The organism is Pseudomonas sp. FEN, assembly GCF_904067045.1.
Classification (GTDB): domain Bacteria; phylum Pseudomonadota; class Gammaproteobacteria; order Pseudomonadales; family Pseudomonadaceae; genus Aquipseudomonas.
The window spans coordinates 125,519-142,658 of sequence record NZ_CAJFDC010000036.1; the positions used below are offsets into that span (position 1 = coordinate 125,519).

Annotated in this window: 14 protein-coding genes; 9 read left to right on the forward strand and 5 right to left on the reverse strand. The window is 59.2% G+C overall.

The window, feature by feature from the left end:
• Positions 1-114: 114 nt before the first annotated feature.
• From mnmE to rpmH, 5 genes are all read right to left on the reverse strand, one after another.
• Entirely contained in the window at positions 115-1,485 is a 1,371-nt protein-coding gene (gene mnmE / locus PFEN_RS24225; RefSeq protein ID WP_191489159.1) for a tRNA uridine-5-carboxymethylaminomethyl(34) synthesis GTPase MnmE, read from the reverse strand.
• 81 nt (positions 1,486-1,566) lie between these two features.
• Positions 1,567-3,249: a membrane protein insertase YidC gene (gene yidC, locus PFEN_RS24230; protein WP_191489160.1), complete on the reverse strand. Its 1,683-nt coding sequence runs from the start codon at positions 3,247-3,249 to the stop codon at positions 1,567-1,569.
• Positions 3,250-3,251: 2 nt separating this feature from the next.
• The gene (gene yidD, locus PFEN_RS24235; RefSeq protein WP_191489161.1) at positions 3,252-3,497 is read right to left on the reverse strand and encodes a membrane protein insertion efficiency factor YidD; all 246 of its coding nucleotides are present in this window, start codon (positions 3,495-3,497) and stop codon (positions 3,252-3,254) included.
• Complete coding sequence (rnpA, locus tag PFEN_RS24240; protein WP_191490244.1) at positions 3,490-3,897, reverse strand: ribonuclease P protein component; 408 nt, start codon at positions 3,895-3,897, stop codon at positions 3,490-3,492. The genes yidD and rnpA overlap by 8 nt, the downstream gene beginning before the upstream one ends.
• 13 nt (positions 3,898-3,910) lie before the next feature.
• A complete protein-coding gene (rpmH, locus tag PFEN_RS24245; protein ID WP_003213577.1) occupies positions 3,911-4,045 on the reverse strand; it encodes a 50S ribosomal protein L34 in 135 nt (44 codons plus the stop codon).
• A gap of 566 nt (positions 4,046-4,611) precedes the next feature.
• On the opposite strand from rpmH, the gene dnaA reads away from it, so the two are divergent.
• From dnaA to PFEN_RS24290, 9 genes are all read left to right on the forward strand, one after another.
• The gene (dnaA, locus tag PFEN_RS24250) at positions 4,612-6,126 is read left to right on the forward strand and encodes a chromosomal replication initiator protein DnaA (protein WP_191489162.1); all 1,515 of its coding nucleotides are present in this window, start codon (positions 4,612-4,614) and stop codon (positions 6,124-6,126) included.
• Between the two features lie 38 nt (positions 6,127-6,164).
• Positions 6,165-7,268, forward strand: a complete 1,104-nt coding sequence (dnaN, locus tag PFEN_RS24255; RefSeq protein ID WP_191489163.1) for a DNA polymerase III subunit beta — start codon at positions 6,165-6,167, stop codon at positions 7,266-7,268.
• A 35-nt stretch (positions 7,269-7,303) separates the two neighbouring features.
• Positions 7,304-8,407, forward strand: coding sequence for a DNA replication/repair protein RecF (gene recF, locus PFEN_RS24260; protein ID WP_191489164.1), 1,104 nt, complete (start codon positions 7,304-7,306; stop codon positions 8,405-8,407).
• A 4-nt stretch (positions 8,408-8,411) separates the two neighbouring features.
• On the forward strand, positions 8,412-10,829 hold the full coding sequence (gene gyrB, locus PFEN_RS24265) for a DNA topoisomerase (ATP-hydrolyzing) subunit B (protein ID WP_191489165.1): 2,418 nt from the start codon (positions 8,412-8,414) through the stop codon (positions 10,827-10,829).
• A gap of 930 nt (positions 10,830-11,759) precedes the next feature.
• Positions 11,760-12,431, forward strand: a complete 672-nt coding sequence (locus tag PFEN_RS31655) for a methyl-accepting chemotaxis protein (protein ID WP_412071489.1) — start codon at positions 11,760-11,762, stop codon at positions 12,429-12,431.
• A 9-nt stretch (positions 12,432-12,440) separates the two neighbouring features.
• A complete protein-coding gene (locus tag PFEN_RS24275; RefSeq protein WP_191489166.1) occupies positions 12,441-12,809 on the forward strand; it encodes a response regulator in 369 nt (122 codons plus the stop codon).
• A gap of 42 nt (positions 12,810-12,851) precedes the next feature.
• Positions 12,852-13,151, forward strand: a complete 300-nt coding sequence (locus PFEN_RS24280) for a lipid asymmetry maintenance protein MlaB (protein ID WP_191489167.1) — start codon at positions 12,852-12,854, stop codon at positions 13,149-13,151.
• Positions 13,152-13,210: 59 nt separating this feature from the next.
• Complete coding sequence (locus PFEN_RS24285; RefSeq protein ID WP_191489168.1) at positions 13,211-15,463, forward strand: chemotaxis protein CheA; 2,253 nt, start codon at positions 13,211-13,213, stop codon at positions 15,461-15,463.
• The gene (locus PFEN_RS24290) at positions 15,460-17,121 is read left to right on the forward strand and encodes a methyl-accepting chemotaxis protein (protein ID WP_191489169.1); all 1,662 of its coding nucleotides are present in this window, start codon (positions 15,460-15,462) and stop codon (positions 17,119-17,121) included. The genes PFEN_RS24285 and PFEN_RS24290 overlap by 4 nt, the downstream gene beginning before the upstream one ends.
• The last annotated feature ends 19 nt before the right edge of the window (positions 17,122-17,140 follow it).

A 17,140-nucleotide genomic window follows, 5' to 3' on the forward strand; every position in this document is an offset into this window, starting at 1 on the left:
AAACCTGTAGGAGCGGCCGGTCGACGCTCGATTGCCGGCGAAGCTTTTAGCGATCCAGGGGACGCTATCGCCAGCAAGCTGGCTCCTACAGGTATGCAGTTGATACCAGGAAGGTTATTTACCGATGCAGAAGCTGGAAAAGATCCGCCCCAGCAGGTCATCGGAGCTGAACGCGCCGGTAATCTCGCCGAGGAACTGCTGAGCGTGACGCAGATCCTCCGCCAGCAACTCGCCGGCGCCGGCCAGGGTCAGCTGTGCATGACCATGTTCCAGGGCCGCGCTGGCATGCCGCAGGGCTTCCAGATGGCGCCGACGGGCGCTGAAGCTGCTCTCGGCGGTCTGTTCATAACCCATGCAGGCCTTGAGGTGCTCGCGCAACAACTCCAGCCCCATGCCACCAACCTTGGCACTCAGGCTGATGGTGACATGGCCATCCTCGCTGACTTCCAGCGCCATGGCCTCGCCGCTCAAGTCAGCTTTGTTGCGAATCAAGGTGACTTTGGCCGGGTCTGGCCGCTGCTCGAGGAATTCCGGCCACAAGGCAAAAGGATCCAGCGCCTCCGGTGCGGTTGCATCCACCACCAGCAACACCCGATCAGCTTCGCCAATAGCCTTGAGCGCGCGCTCTACCCCAATCTTTTCCACCTGATCGTCGGTATCGCGCAAGCCGGCGGTATCCACCACGTGCAGGGGCATGCCGTCGATGTGGATATGTTCACGCAGGACATCGCGGGTGGTACCGGCGATCTCGGTGACGATCGCCGCCTCACGTCCGGCCAGGGCATTGAGCAAGCTGGACTTGCCGGCATTCGGCCGCCCGGCAATTACCACCGTCATGCCGTCGCGCAGCAACGCCCCCTGCCCGGCTTCGCGCATCACTGTGGATAACTCGCTGCGCACCGTGTCGAGCAGGGCCAGCACATGACCATCGGCGAGAAAGTCGATTTCTTCCTCGGGAAAGTCGATGGCCGCTTCCACATAGATCCGCAAGCCAATCAACTGCTCGGTAAGGTTATGCACACGCTGGGAAAACGCGCCTTGCAACGAACGCAGGGCATTACGCGCCGCCTGGGCGGAACTGGCTTCGATCAGATCGGCAATCGCCTCGGCCTGGGCCAGGTCGAGCTTGTCGTTGAGAAACGCACGCTCGCTGAACTCCCCCGGCCGAGCCAGTCGGCAGCCCAGTTGCAGACAACGTTGCAGGAGCATGTCGAGAACCACCGGCCCGCCATGGCCCTGCAGCTCAAGTACATCTTCACCGGTGAAGGAGTTCGGCCCCGGGAAATACAGCGCGAGCCCTTCATCGAGCACCTCGCCACTATCATCCAGGAACGGGCCGTAGTGGGCGTAGCGCGGTTTCAGCTCGCGACCGCTGATCGCCAGCGCCGCGGCGTGCGCCAAAGGACCGGAAATTCGCACGATACCGACGCCACCACGGCCCTGGGCGGTGGCAACGGCGGCGATGGTTTCCCGAGGAAGGTTCATGAAGCGGGTCTCGACGCTAAAAATGGCAGATAGCAAAACGCCCCACTAGGGGGCGTCTTGAGTGGTTATCCACAGAGTAGGTTACGCAGTGGCTTTCTTGGTAGCCGCTTCGATCTTCCGTGTGATGTACCACTGTTGAGTGATCGACAGGCAGTTGTTCACCACCCAGTACAGCACCAGGCCCGCAGGGAACCACAGGAAGAAGAAGGTGAAGATGATTGGCATCAGCTTCATCACCTTGGCCTGCATCGGATCCGGCGGTGTCGGGTTCAGACGCTGCTGGATGAACATGGTCGCACCCATGATGATCGGCAGGATGAAGAACGGATCCTTGATCGACAGGTCGGTAATCCACAGGATGAACGGCGACTGGCGCATTTCCACGCTTTCCAGCAACACCCAGTACAGCGAAAGGAATACCGGCATTTGCACCAGGATCGGCAGGCAGCCGCCCAGTGGATTGATCTTCTCTTTCTTGTACAGCTCCATCATGGCCTGCGACATTTTCTGCCGGTCGTCGCCATGCTGCTCTTTCAGTGCCGCCAGTTTCGGCGCCACGGCACGCATGCGCGCCATCGACTTGTAGCTGGCCGCCGACAATGGGAAGAAGAGTCCCTTGATCAGCATGGTCAGGAAGATGATCGAGAAGCCCCAGTTACCAACCAGGCTGTGGATATGTTGCAGCAACCAGAAGATCGGTTGGGCGATAAACCACAGGATGCCGTAGTCGACCGTCAGTTCCAGGCCTGGGGATAACTGCTTCAGTACAGCCTGGCTCTTCGGACCGGCATACAGAATGGCGCTGGTCTCGGTTTTCTGGCCGGGGGCCAGGGTCAGCGAAGGACCGGTGTAGCCAATGATGTAGTTGCCCTGGCTGTCCTTGCGGGTGCTCACGACATTGCTGTCGCCCTTGGCCGGAATCCACGCGGTGACGAAGTAGTGTTGCAACCAGGCAACCCAGCCCCCCTGAACGGTTTCCTTCAGCTGGCCCTTGTCGATATCTTTCATCGACACTTTCTTGTACGGCTCGGAACTTGTCCACAGGGCGGCGCCCAGATAAGTCGCGGTACCGGTGGCGGTGCTGGAGGATGGATCGGCGCTGGCATCGCGTTTCAGCTGGGCGAACATCGCACCCGACCAGGGTTGGGCACTCTGGTTGTCGATCAGATAAGACACGGTGACGTCATACAGGCCGCGTTTCAGGCTGAAACGCTTGATGTAGTTGACGCCGTTCTCGCTGAATTTCAGGTCCACGACCAGTTGGTCCTGACCATCGGCCAGTTGATAACTTTTTTGCGCGGAAACATACAGCGGGCGGCCGGTCGAACTCGCATCCGGGCCATTGGTACCGATCAGGCCGCTTTGGGCCAGGTAAGTACGCTCGCCGCCGTTGTCGAACAACTGGAAAGGAATTTCCGGATGGTCCTGACGACGTGGATAGAGTGGCAGCTTCAGCTGGGCAACATCCCCGCCTTTTGGATCGATAGCCAGGTCAAGCACATCCGTTTTTACATGGATGAGGTCGCTGCTGGCGGCCACCGGTGCTTCAACAGGCGCACTGGTGTCGTTGGCTGCACGTGGAATGTCATCACTGGCGCTTGCTTTGTTGCCAGATACCGAATCCGGCAAGCCAGGAACGGTGGTGGTGCTGGCAACATTCTGGGTCGGAAGGGCAGCTTGACCGTAGTCCTGGTTCCATTTCAGAACCCCGACATAGGTCACGATTGCCAGGGCGACGATCAGGATCGTGCGTTTGATATCCATGATTACTCGGCCATCGAAGAAGAACGGGAGGTAGGGATTGGTGGAACCGGGTCATAACCACCGGCATTCCACGGATGACAGCGACCTAAGCGACGAACGGTCAGCCAGCCACCGCGCAGGAGTCCATGAGTGTCGATGGCTTCATACGCGTAGCAAGAACAGCTGGGGTAGAAACGACAGTGATTGGCCATCAAGGGACTGATGGCATAGCGATAAAACTGGATCGGAACGAGGGCCAGTTTACGCATCTGGGCTGTCTACCCCCACAGTTTCGGTTTTGACTGCGGGTACCGCTGGCGCCGTACGGGCCAAGCGTTTCCAGAGTTTGCCGAAATGCTGGATCAATTCAGGGTTTTCGATATCGCCCAGACCTTTGCGCGCGACGATAACGATGTCCCAGCCGACCAGTGAATCCTGGTGCAGTCGGAACGACTCGCGCATCAGACGTTTGAGGCGATTGCGCTCAACGGAGAGCTTGACGCTCTTTTTACCGATAACCAGCCCCAGACGGGGATGATCCAGGTCGTTGTTGCGCGCAAGGAGCAGGAGATTTTTCCCCGGAACCTTGCCGGTAGGGGAGTCAAAGACTGCCTTGAAATGCCGAGGAGTAAGCAGACGCTTTTCCCGACTGAAGTCCTGACTCACCACCCGCGCCGGATTATCAAACTGCCAGACGAGCACGGCCTTTGGCGCGGCGACGCGACAGGACGGCACGACCGTTCTTGGTGGCCATGCGAGCACGGAAGCCGTGGGTGCGGGCGCGTTTGATAGTGCTGGGTTGGAAAGTACGTTTCATGGCGTTGCTACCTGGTTCGTCACAACGGGCCGGAATGGCCCCCGTTTTAAGAGACCGGGGATTCTAGAGAAAGCAAGCCCGCAGGTCAATTTCCAACCAGCTTTTACTTCATACGGATATTCGGGCCGATCCGTCTGCCAGCCTCGTCACCTAGATATAAAAATAAAGAAGGGAATTATTTAAAGCTTTTCTGTAAAGCTTATAGAAGCTTAGTAAGCGATTATCTGTGGATAAGTGGCTTGAGGCCATAAAACACGTACTGTACAGAGGATGACAACTGGGTGGGTAAGCGGTGCTCCGCCTGTGCCGCGCTGTCGGATAAGCTGTGCGTGGAATGCCATGTTATCCACAGGCAGGTTACCCACAGACTTTCGCCCCCACTTGTGCAATGGCCTCAAGGGCGGTTATCCACAGAGCTTATGCACATACCATTGGTCGCATTGTCCACCGATAAGCGGTTGATTCTTCAGGTTGTCCCTGCAACCTACATGTGGATAAGTGCTCGACCTGTCGGGTACAATGGCCGCTTGTTTTTGCCTCACCGGCTTTCAACTTAGGGGATATCCGTGTCAGTGGAACTTTGGCAGCAGTGCGTGGAGCTTCTGCGTGATGAGCTGCCTGCCCAGCAATTCAACACCTGGATCCGTCCACTACAGGTCGAAGCCGAAGGCGACGAGTTGCGTGTCTATGCACCGAACCGTTTTGTGCTCGACTGGGTGAATGAAAAGTACCTGGGACGTTTGCTCGAACTGTTGAACGAACATGGCAATGGTCTGGCCCCGGCGCTTTCCTTGTTAATAGGCAGCAAGCGCAGTTCCGCTCCGCGCGCCGCGCCGAATGCCCCGTTGGCCGCCGCCGCTTCCCAGGCCATGGTCAACAACGCGCCAACACCTGCCGCGGTTTCCTCGCCCGTGCCATCGGCACCGACCCCGAAGACGACGGTCGAGGTCAGCGTGGAACCGTCGCGCGACAGCTTCGATCCGATGGCCGGCGCCAGTTCGCAACAGGCTCCCGTGCGCGCTGAACAGCGCACCGTCCAGGTAGAAGGCGCGCTCAAGCACACCAGCTACCTGAACCGGACCTTTACCTTCGAGAACTTCGTTGAAGGCAAGTCCAACCAACTGGCCCGGGCCGCTGCCTGGCAGGTGGCGGACAACCCCAAGCATGGCTACAACCCGCTCTTCCTTTATGGTGGCGTCGGCCTGGGTAAGACCCACTTGATGCACGCCGTGGGTAACCACCTGTTAAAGAAGAATCCGAATGCCAAGGTGGTCTACCTGCATTCGGAGCGTTTCGTCGCGGATATGGTCAAGGCTTTGCAGCTGAACGCCATCAACGAATTCAAGCGCTTCTACCGTTCGGTGGACGCCCTGCTGATCGATGACATTCAGTTCTTCGCCCGCAAGGAACGTTCCCAGGAAGAGTTTTTCCACACCTTCAACGCCTTGCTTGAAGGCGGTCAGCAAGTGATCCTGACCAGCGACCGTTATCCGAAAGAGATCGAGGGCCTGGAGGAGCGCTTGAAGTCGCGCTTCGGCTGGGGCCTGACCGTTGCGGTCGAACCGCCGGAGTTGGAAACCCGGGTCGCGATCCTGATGAAAAAGGCCGACCAGGCGAAAGTCGAACTGCCCCATGATGCCGCGTTCTTCATTGCCCAACGTATTCGTTCCAACGTCCGTGAACTCGAGGGCGCGCTGAAACGGGTGATCGCTCACTCGCACTTCATGGGCCGCGATATCACCATCGAGCTGATCCGTGAGTCGCTGAAAGACCTGCTGGCGCTGCAAGACAAGCTGGTGTCTGTGGATAACATTCAGCGCACGGTGGCCGAGTACTACAAGATCAAGATTTCCGACCTGCTGTCCAAGCGCCGTTCGCGCTCGGTAGCGCGTCCACGTCAGGTTGCCATGGCCTTGTCCAAGGAACTCACCAACCACAGCTTGCCTGAAATTGGTGATGTCTTTGGCGGGCGCGACCATACTACGGTCTTGCATGCGTGCCGCAAGATCAACGAACTTAAGGAATCCGACGCGGACATCCGCGAGGACTACAAGAACCTGCTGCGTACACTGACCACTTGATGACACCAGCGCAGCTTATTAAGGCAAGGGACTAGACCATGCATTTCACTATTCAACGCGAAGCCCTGTTGAAACCCCTGCAACTGGTCGCAGGCGTCGTTGAGCGCCGCCAGACCTTGCCGGTGCTCTCCAATGTGCTGCTGGTCGTCGAAGGCCAGCAACTGTCGCTGACCGGTACCGACCTGGAAGTCGAACTGGTTGGTCGTGTCCAACTCGAAGAGCCGGCGGAGCCAGGTGAAATCACCGTACCGGCACGCAAGCTCATGGACATCTGCAAGAGCCTGCCCAACGACGCCCTGATCGATATCAAGGTCGATGAGCAGAAGCTGGTGGTGAAAGCCGGTCGTAGCCGGTTCACCTTGTCCACTCTGCCGGCGAACGACTTCCCGACAGTGGAAGAAGGTCCGGGGTCGCTGACCTGCCAACTCGACCAGAGCAAGCTGCGTCGCTTGATCGAACGCACCAGCTTCGCCATGGCTCAGCAGGATGTGCGTTACTACCTCAACGGTATGCTGTTGGAAGTGTCCGCCGGGGTGATCCGCGCCGTGGCCACCGACGGTCACCGTCTGGCCATGTGCTCGATGCAGGCCGATATCGGTCAACCGGATCGTCACCAGGTGATCGTGCCGCGCAAGGGCATCCTGGAATTGGCCCGCCTGCTGACCGAGCCGGAAGGCAACGTCAGCATCGTCCTCGGTCAGCACCATATTCGTGCGACCACCGGTGAGTTCACCTTCACCTCCAAGCTGGTGGATGGCAAGTTCCCGGACTACGAGCGGGTACTGCCAAAAGGCGGTGACAAGCTGGTCCTGGGCGATCGCCAGGCGCTGCGCGAGGCCTTCAGCCGTACCGCGATCCTCTCCAACGAGAAGTACCGCGGCATCCGCTTGCAACTGGCCAATGGTCAACTGAAGATCCAGGCCAACAACCCCGAGCAGGAAGAAGCGGAGGAGGAAGTCGGCGTCGAGTACAACGGCGGCTCGCTGGAAATCGGCTTCAACGTCAGCTATCTGCTGGATGTGCTGGGTGTGATGACCACCGAGCAGGTGCGCCTGATCCTGTCGGACTCCAACAGCAGCGCACTGGTGCAGGAGTCCGACAACGACGACTCCGCCTACGTCGTCATGCCGATGCGCCTGTAACGGTGTCGCGCCTGCCCATGTCCAGCCAACGCTAGATGTCCCTCAGTCGTGTTTCGGTCACCGCGGTGCGTAACCTGCAGCCGGTGACCTTCTCCCCCTCCCCGCGTATCAATATCCTTTACGGCGCCAACGGCAGCGGAAAAACCAGCGTGCTCGAAGCGCTGCATCTGCTCGGGCTCGCGCGCTCGTTTCGCAGTACCCGCCTGTTACCGGTGATCCAATACGAGCAACTCGCCTGCACGGTCTTTGGTCAGGTGGAATTGGCTGAGGGTGGACACAGCGCGTTGGGAATATCGCGGGATCGTCAGGGTGAATTTCAGATCCGCATCGACGGCCAGAATGCCAAGAGCGCGGCGCAATTGGCGGAAATCCTGCCGTTGCAGTTGATCAACCCGGACAGTTTTCGTTTGCTGGAGGGCGCCCCGAAGATCCGCCGCCAGTTCCTCGACTGGGGTGTGTTCCACGTGGAACCTCGTTTCATGTCGACTTGGCAGCGCTTGCAGAAGGCCTTGCGGCAGCGGAACTCATGGCTGCGGCATGGTACACTTGACGCCGCTTCGCAAGCGGCCTGGGACCGGGAACTGTGCCTGGCCAGCGCCGAAATCGATGAATACCGCCGCGCTTACATCAAAGCCTTGAAACCAGTCTTTGAGCAGACCTTGAGCGAGCTAGTCGAACTCGAGGGCTTAACGCTGAGCTATTACCGTGGTTGGGACAAAGAGAAGGAATTGAGCGCCGTGCTCGCTTCTTCCCTGCACCGGGACCAGCAAATGGGTCACACCCAAGCCGGACCACAGCGAGCTGATTTGCGTCTTCGATTGGGCGCGCACAATGCCGCGGACATCTTGTCCAGGGGTCAGCAGAAGCTGGTGGTCTGTGCCTTGCGCATTGCTCAGGGGCACCTGGTCAGTCAGGCACGACGCGGTCAGTGTATTTATCTGGTGGATGACCTGCCGTCCGAGTTGGACGAGCAACACCGTCGTGCACTCTGTCGCTTGCTGGAAGACTTACGCTGCCAGGTGTTTATCACCTGTGTAGACCACGAATTATTGAGGGAAGGCTGGCAGACGGAAACGCCAGTTGCTTTGTTCCACGTGGAACAAGGCTGTATCACCCAGACCCACGACCATCGGGAGTGAAGGCATGAGCGAAGAAAATACGTACGACTCGACCAGCATCAAGGTGCTGAAAGGTTTGGATGCCGTACGCAAACGTCCCGGTATGTACATTGGCGACACCGATGATGGTAGCGGTCTGCACCACATGGTGTTCGAGGTGGTCGACAACTCCATCGACGAAGCACTCGCCGGCCATTGCGACGAGATCAGCATCATCATCCACACGGATGAATCCATTACCGTGCGTGACAACGGTCGCGGCATTCCGGTGGACGTGCACAAGGAGGAAGGCGTATCTGCCGCCGAGGTCATCATGACCGTGCTGCACGCCGGCGGTAAGTTCGACGACAACTCCTATAAAGTCTCCGGCGGTTTGCACGGTGTGGGTGTGTCGGTGGTGAACGCCCTGTCCGAGTTGCTGGTACTGACGGTGCGTCGCAGCGGCAAGATCTGGGAGCAGACCTACGTTCACGGTGTTCCACAGGAACCGATGAGAACCGTCGGCGACAGTGAAACCACCGGTACCGAGATTCACTTCAAAGCCTCCGGCGACACGTTCAAGAACATCCACTTCAGCTGGGACATTCTGGCCAAGCGGATTCGTGAGCTGTCCTTCCTCAACTCCGGTGTCGGTATCGTCCTCAAGGACGAGCGCAGCGGCAAGGAAGAGCTGTTCAAATACGAAGGCGGCCTGCGTGCGTTCGTTGAATACCTGAACACCAACAAGACCCCGGTCAACCAGGTGTTCCACTTCAACGTCCAGCGCGAAGACGGCATCGGCGTGGAAATCGCCCTGCAGTGGAACGACAGCTTCAACGAGAACCTGTTGTGCTTCACCAACAACATTCCTCAGCGTGACGGCGGTACTCACCTGGTGGGTTTCCGTTCCGCGCTGACGCGTAACCTGAACACCTACATCGAAGCGGAAGGTTTGGCGAAGAAGCACAAGGTCGCCACCACCGGTGACGATGCCCGTGAAGGTTTGACCGCGATCATTTCGGTCAAGGTCCCGGATCCGAAGTTCAGCTCCCAGACCAAGGACAAGCTGGTCTCTTCCGAAGTGAAGACCGCCGTCGAACAGGAAATGGGCAAGTACTTCTCCGACTTCCTGTTGGAAAACCCGAACGAAGCCAAGCTGGTGGTCGGCAAGATGATCGACGCCGCCCGTGCCCGTGAAGCGGCGCGTAAAGCCCGTGAGATGACCCGCCGTAAAGGTGCGCTGGATATTGCCGGCCTGCCGGGTAAACTGGCGGATTGCCAGGAAAAGGACCCTGCCCTTTCCGAACTGTACCTGGTGGAAGGTGACTCTGCTGGCGGTTCCGCCAAGCAGGGTCGTAACCGTCGCACCCAGGCGATCCTGCCGTTGAAGGGCAAGATCCTCAACGTGGAAAAAGCCCGTTTCGACAAGATGATCTCGTCCCAGGAAGTGGGCACGCTGATCACCGCGTTGGGCTGCGGTATCGGCCGTGACGAGTACAACATCGAGAAGCTGCGTTACCACAACATCATCATCATGACCGATGCTGACGTCGACGGTTCGCACATCCGTACCCTGCTGCTGACCTTCTTCTTCCGTCAGTTGCCGGAGCTGATCGAGCGTGGCTACATCTACATCGCCCAGCCACCGTTGTACAAGGTGAAGAAAGGCAAGCAAGAGCAATACATCAAAGACGACGACGCCATGGAAGAGTACATGACGCAGTCGGCCCTGGAAGACGCGAGCTTGCACTTGAACGAGGATGCACCGGGGATTTCCGGGGAAGCGCTGGAACGTCTGGTGAATGACTTCCGCATGGTGATGAAGACCCTCAAGCGTCTGTCGCGCCTGTATCCGCAGGAATTGACCGAGCACTTCATCTACCTGCCAGCGGTGAGCCTTGAGCAGTTGGGCGATCACTTGGCAATGCAGGAATGGTTGGCCAAGTATGAAGTCCGCCTGCGTCTGAACGAGAAGTCCGGCCTGGTCTACAAAGCCAGCCTGCGTGAAGACCGTGAGCGTAACGTCTGGCTGCCGGAGGTCGAACTGATCTCCCATGGTCTATCCAACTACGTCACCTTCAACCGCGATTTCTTCGGCAGCAACGACTACAAGACCGTCGTGACCCTGGGCGCGCAGTTGAGCACCTTGCTCGACGAAGGCGCTTACATTCAGCGTGGCGAACGCAAGAAAGCCGTGACCGAGTTCAAGGAAGCCCTGGACTGGTTGATGGCCGAAAGCACCAAGCGCCACACCATCCAGCGCTACAAAGGGTTGGGTGAGATGAACCCGGATCAATTGTGGGAAACCACCATGGACCCTGCGGTTCGCCGGATGCTGAAAGTGACGATCGAAGACGCCGTCGGCGCGGATCAGATCTTCAACACGCTGATGGGCGATGCGGTTGAACCGCGCCGTGACTTTATCGAGAGCAATGCGTTGGCGGTGTCGAACCTGGATTTCTGATGCTGTTGTCGCTTGGTTAGATGATGCATTCGGCGGTGTTATATGTAATCGCGCCCGATCCTCTGGTGCTGGCTTAGTCCGGCATTATGTTCGGGCCTTCTTATTTCTGGAGACATGGAAGTTGTTGGCCCCAAAGCCTTTCCAGACTTACCCAGGCCTCGTCTGGGCTCACTCCCCCCAAGATTTAAAATCAAATTCCCTTCATGTATTCAGTAAGCCGGTCTACACTCAAGAATTGGTAACACAGTATGGCAATGTGCCATACTGTGGATCGAATGGCTTTACCACTATCCGACGACTGACCCCGCTCCGCGCTCAAGTAGCCTGGAGTCTCGGCGGATAACCTGGTTGTACAGTGGAGCTTTGTTCAACTGATTCAGGGAGGAACCGATGTCGTCATTCGATAACCCGCAGGGTTCGCAGCCCATCCCCCCGGCTCGTGCTTTTTTCTGGATGCCCCTCGTCCCCGCTGCCTGTGGTGCTTGCGTGTTGCTCTTGAGCAACTGGGGTCCGGCCAACCTGGCTTGGTCGGCGGGTTTGTTGCTGGTGGGTGGCCTCGTCGGACTCCTGAACCTGCGTCAGTATCGGCAACTGTCAGCCCGGATCCTGAGTGACGCACAAGCCGCCCAGGTCCCGGTCGATGCCGCACCAACCGGTGGACTGGAGGCGGTCTGCCTGGAGGCGATTCCCATCTGGTCCCGGCAAATCGAAAGCTCTCGCACCGAGACCGAAACCGCCATCATTGAACTGACCAGCCGCTTCAGCGCTATCTCCCAACGTTTGCAACAGACCGTCGATGCCTCCCAGGCCACGGCAGGCGATCTGGCCGAGGGCAGCCAGGGTGGCGCGCTGGAGGTGCTGGCCAAGAGTGATGCCGAATTGCTACACGTGATTGAGTCGCTCAAGACCATTCAGCAAAGCCGTGACGAGATGCTGGTGCAGGTGCGCAACCTCACCGGCTATACCGGCGAACTACGGGCCATGGCCGGTGAAGTGGCCGCCATCGCCCAGCAGACCAACCTGCTGGCGCTCAACGCCGCCATCGAGGCCGCCCGTGCCGGCGAAGCGGGACGCGGTTTCGCGGTGGTCGCCGACGCGGTACGCACCCTCTCCAGCCAATCCAGCGAGACCGGGCAGAAGATGTCCGCCAAGGTCGACATCATCAACGGCGCCATCAACCAGTTGGTGGAGGCCGCAGCCAGCAGCACCGACCTCGACAAGGATTCAGTCGCCAACTCGGAAGCCAGCATCCAGGGCGTACTCGTCCGTTTCAAGAGCATCACTGGCCAGCTCTCCGACTCCGCCGCCCTGTTGCAACGCGAGGGCCTGGGGATTCGCGACGAGGTCACCGAAGTGCTGATCAACCTGCAATTCCAGGATCGGGTCAGCCAGATCCTCGCGCAGGTGCGCAACAACATGGAAGCGCTGCTCCGTCACTTGCGCGAAGCCCAGAAGCCGGGAGCCACGGTGGTGGTCGACGCGCCCGCCTGGTTGGCGGAAATGGAGCTGAGTTACGCCACCGATGAGCAACGCCGTAATCACCACTCGGGTAAGGTCAATGTCAATCAACCCGCTAACATCCAGGAAATCACCTTCTTTTAGGAGCCGGTCATGGCGAAGAACGTAATGGTGGTCGACGATTCAAGCAGTGTTCGTCAGGTAGTCAGCATTGCGCTCAAAAGCGCCGGATATGACGTGATCGAAGCCAGTGATGGCAAGGATGCGCTGGGCAAGCTGACCGGGCAGAAAATTCACCTGATCATCAGCGATGTGAACATGCCGAACATGGACGGCATCACCTTCGTCAAGGAAGTGAAAAAGCTGCCCAGCTACAAGTTCACTCCAATCATCATGCTGACCACCGAGTCCCAGGAAGCCAAGAAGCAGGAAGGACAAGCCGCGGGGGCGCGAGCCTGGGTGGTCAAGCCATTCCAGCCGGCGCAAATGCTCGCGGCCGTATCCAAGCTGATCCTGCCCTGAGTCCGGGTATCACCAAGACCGGACGAACAGGGAGATTCGAGCATGCCGATCATTTGCCAAGCAGACACTTCGACCCCGCACCTGGGGATTGAAGGCGAGATGACCATCTACACCGCCGCGCAGTTGTATGCCGAATTGGTCCCGTTTCTGGCGTTGGCCAGCCCGCTGGACATCGACCTCTCGCAGGTCACTGAAATCGATGGCGCGGGCCTGCAGCTGTTGATGCTTGCCAAGCGCGAAACCTTGCGCACAGGCGTTGCGCTGCAACTGAGTGGGCACAGCCAGGCGGTGCTCGAGGTGTTCGAACTGTGCGACCTGGCCGGTACGCTGGGGCACCCGTGATCCATAGTTGCAAGCTTCCCGCGGTTCTTTGACCGTGGAGCGATGAAAGGGACTCTATCGTGAGTATCAATCTCGACCAGGCACAGCAAACCTTTATCGTGGAAGCGCGCGAGCTGCTCCAGGATATGGAGTCGTCGTTGCTGCATCTGGAGTCCGTACCCGATGACGCCGACGCCATCGGAGCGATTTTTCGTGCCGCGCACACCATCAAGGGCTCTGCTGGACTGTTTGGGCTCAGCCCTATCGTCGGTTTCACCCACATTGTCGAGGATGTGCTGGACCGGTTACGCGATGGCGCCATACAAGTCGATGGCGAATTGATCGCCCTGCTGCTCAAAAGCGCCGACCATATGTTGGAGCTGGTTGAAGTCGTGGCCGGTGCCGGCGAAGCGTTGAGCGACCTCGCCCTGGAGCGTGAAGCGGGGCTGCGTCGGGGATTGCTCAACTATCAAGCCGCGCGGGCCGCATCCGTCGTGCCCGCGCTGCTCGATATCCCCATGGCCCAACCGGTGGCCGGGCAGAACTCGGGCGGTTCCGGTTATTGGCATATTTCCCTGCGTTTCGGGCCGGACGTGTTTCGCAATGGCATGGATCCGCTGTCCTTTCTTCGCTACCTCAATACCCTGGGCGAGATCGTCCATGTGGTCACCCTCGCCGATACCCTGCCCGCTCTGGAGCAGTTCGACGCCGAGAGCTGCCACCTGGGGTTCGAGATCGATCTGGATTCCGACGCCAGCCGTGAAACCATTGCCGAAGCATTCGATTTCGTGCGTGACGACTGCCAGATTCATATCCTGGCGCCCCACAGTCGCCTGGAAGAGTACCTGCGACTGATCGAGGCGTTGCCCGAAGAACCTGCGCGATTGGGGGAAATCCTTACCCGATGTGGGGCGCTGACGGCCCAGGAGTTGGAGGACGGTCTGCGCACCCAGCGCGAGAGCGCCGAGTCGGCCGGGACACCGGCCATGCCACTGGGCGAAATCCTGATTGAACAACGCGTGGTCGAACCGGTTGTGGTGCAATCCGCATTGGAAAAACAGGGTCGTCAACGCGAGCCCCAGGCGACGGCTGTCGAAGCCCGCTTCGTCCGGGTCAATGCCGACAAGCTGGACGAATTGATCAACCTGGTGGGCGAGTTGGTCATCGCCAGCGCCGGGGCCAATCTGCTCGCGCGCAGCAGCCCGAGCGGGCCGTTGCAGGAGTCCACCTCGGTGGTGTCGGGACTGGTGGAGGAAATCCTCGACGGTGCGCTGCACCTGCGCATGATCCCCATCGGCGATACGTTCAACCGCTTTCGCCGTGTGGTGCGGGATGTCAGCCAGGAACTGGGCAAGGATATCGAGCTGCTGATCAGCGGTGCCGACACCGAACTGGACAAGACCGTGGTGGAGAAAATCGGCGACCCGCTGATGCACCTGCTGCGCAACGCGATGGATCACGGCATCGAGTCCCCGTCGGTACGCGAGGCTGCCGGCAAGTCCGCCAAAGGCCGACTGCAACTCAATGCCTTTCATGACTCGGGCAGCATCGTGCTGGAGATTGCCGACGATGGTGCCGGCCTCAATCGTGATCGGATTCTGCAAAAAGCCATCGAGCGCGGCCTGGTTCCCGCGGCATCGAACCTGACCGACCAGGAAATCTACAACCTGATTTTCGAACCGGGGTTTTCCACCGCCGAGGCGGTGACCAACCTGTCCGGACGCGGCGTGGGCATGGATGTGGTCAAGCGCAATATCACGCTGTTGCGGGGCACCGTCGATCTGGATAGCCAACCCGGCCAAGGTACGATCATCCGTATCCGCCTGCCGTTGACCCTGGCGATCATCAACGGGTTCCTGGTGGGCATCGGCCAGATCCACTACGTGATACCACTGGAAATGGTCCAGGAATGCATTGAGTTGAATGCCTTGCAGCGTCAGGACATGTCGGGAGACAACTACCTGGACCTGCGTGGCGAGATCCTGCCGTTGGTGCGTTTGCGCGACCACTTCGGTCATGCGGGGCGCAGCGTTCGCCGTGAGAACGTGGTGGTGGTCCGGTGTGCCGAGCAAAAGGCCGGGCTGGTGGTCGATGACCTGCTGGGCGAATTCCAGACCGTCATCAAACCCCTTGGCAAGCTGTTCAATGCACTGCGTGGCATCAGTGGTTCTACCATCCTGGGTAGCGGCGAGGTTGCGCTGATTCTCGATGTTCCGTCGTTGCTGATGGAGCTGGTCCAGCGTGAAACCCGGCAGGCCGCTGTTTATTCCTTGACCGATAGCAAATCTGGCAACTCAGCCAACCACACCGCACATGGAGGGGCTCTTCAATGAAATGGTTCTACGATCTGAGAATAGCAACCAAGCTCATCACTTCGTTTCTGCTGGTGTTGGCGCTGACGGCGGTGATGGGCGTATTCGCCGTCATTCAGCTGGGCCAGGTCAACCAGACGGCCACCGACATGCGCGAGAACTGGTTGCCCTCCGTGCGCCTGTCCTCGGGCATTCGTTTTTTTGTCGCCAACTACCGGGTCAAGGAGATCCGCTATCTGTTGTCTGAAGACACGAAGGAACAGGCTCAGTATGAACAGGAAGTTGCCGATGCGCGCAAGGATGTCGACAGCCGCATTGTCCGCTATGAAAAGGAGGGCTTGATCTCCAGCCCCAAGGAACAAGCGCTGTTCGATACCTTCAAGAGCGACTGGGAGAGCTACCTCGTTATCAGCAAGAAGCTGCTCTCCGAATCCCGGCAAGGGACAAGGGAACAAGCGATGGTCATCCTCAAGGGGGACTCGAAGCGAACCTTTGACGGTATTGCTGACGATCTGCTGAAGCTGATCGAACTCAACGATGCCGGTGCGACGGCCGCCAATCAACGTGGTAACGAGATCTACGCCAACGGACGGATGTCGATCATGGCCGCGATCATCGTCGCCCTGCTCGTGGGCATTGCCCTGGCGTTGTTCATTTCTCGGGCTATCGCCAATCCGCTGAAAATAGCGGCCGGGGTTGCCACTCAGTTAGCGGAGGGCAATCTGGCGGTCAGCATCGAGTCGGGCTCCAAGGACGAGACCGGTCAGGTGCTCACGGCGATGCAGGCCATGGTCGGCAAGCTCTCGCAGATCATCGGTGAAGTCCGCACGGCCGCCGACAGCCTGGCCAGCGCTTCCGAGGAGGTCAGCGCCACGGCCCAGTCCATGAGCCAGGCCACCAGCGAGCAGGCGGCCAGTGTCGAAGAGACCAGTGCCTCCATCGAGCAGATGAGCGCCAGCATCAACCAGAATACCGAAAACGCCAAGATCACCGATGGCATGGCGAGCAAGGCGGCCAAGGAAGCCACCGATGGTGGCGACTCCGTGCAGCAGACCGTCCAGGCCATGAAAAAAATCGCCCAGCGCATCAGCATCATCGATGACATTGCCTACCAGACCAACCTGCTGGCCTTGAACGCGGCCATTGAAGCGGCGCGGGCCGGCGAGCACGGCAAGGGCTTCGCGGTGGTCGCGGCGGAAGTACGCAAACTGGCCGAGCGCAGCCAAGTGGCCGCGCAGGAGATCGGTGAGCTGTCCACCAGCAGCGTCGAAATGGCCGAACGGGCCGGGCGCTTGCTGGACGAGATGGTGCCCTCGATCAACAAGACCTCCGATCTGGTTCAGGAAATCACCGCGGCCTCCGAAGAACAGGCGGCTGGCGTGGCGCAGATCAACACCGCGATGAATCAGCTCAACCAGGTTACCCAGCAAAACGCCTCGAGCAGCGAGGAGTTGGCCGCCACTGCCGAAGAGATGAGCAGCCAGGCCGAACAGTTGCAGCAGGCGATGAGCTTTTTCACGCTGGAGGCGGCGAACAGCGCGACCGTCAATGCGCCACAAGGCAAATCACGCTCGGCCGGCGGCGCGGCGCGGACGCTGGTGCGGACACCGCAACCGGTGCTGAACAAGAGCTTCGCCCAGGCTATCGGGCCTGACGAAAGCGAGTTCACTCGGTTCTGATCGACGCCTGGACGCGGGC

Excerpts from the sequence above, each read along its gene's own strand:
- mnmE (WP_191489159.1), bottom strand. The coding sequence starts at position 1,485 with ATGAACCTTCCTCGGGAAACCATCGCCGCCGTTGCCACCGCCCAGGGC.
- yidC (WP_191489160.1), bottom strand. The coding sequence starts at position 3,249 with ATGGATATCAAACGCACGATCCTGATCGTCGCCCTGGCAATCGTGACC.
- yidD (WP_191489161.1), bottom strand. The coding sequence starts at position 3,497 with ATGCGTAAACTGGCCCTCGTTCCGATCCAGTTTTATCGCTATGCCATC.
- rpmH (WP_003213577.1), bottom strand. The coding sequence starts at position 4,045 with ATGAAACGTACTTTCCAACCCAGCACTATCAAACGCGCCCGCACCCAC.
- dnaN (WP_191489163.1), top strand. The coding sequence starts at position 6,165 with ATGCATTTCACTATTCAACGCGAAGCCCTGTTGAAACCCCTGCAACTG.
- recF (WP_191489164.1), top strand. The coding sequence starts at position 7,304 with ATGTCCCTCAGTCGTGTTTCGGTCACCGCGGTGCGTAACCTGCAGCCG.
- gyrB (WP_191489165.1), top strand. The coding sequence starts at position 8,412 with ATGAGCGAAGAAAATACGTACGACTCGACCAGCATCAAGGTGCTGAAA.
- PFEN_RS31655 (WP_412071489.1), top strand. The coding sequence starts at position 11,760 with ATGCTGGTGCAGGTGCGCAACCTCACCGGCTATACCGGCGAACTACGG.
- PFEN_RS24275 (WP_191489166.1), top strand. The coding sequence starts at position 12,441 with ATGGCGAAGAACGTAATGGTGGTCGACGATTCAAGCAGTGTTCGTCAG.
- PFEN_RS24280 (WP_191489167.1), top strand. The coding sequence starts at position 12,852 with ATGCCGATCATTTGCCAAGCAGACACTTCGACCCCGCACCTGGGGATT.
- PFEN_RS24290 (WP_191489169.1), top strand. The coding sequence starts at position 15,460 with ATGAAATGGTTCTACGATCTGAGAATAGCAACCAAGCTCATCACTTCG.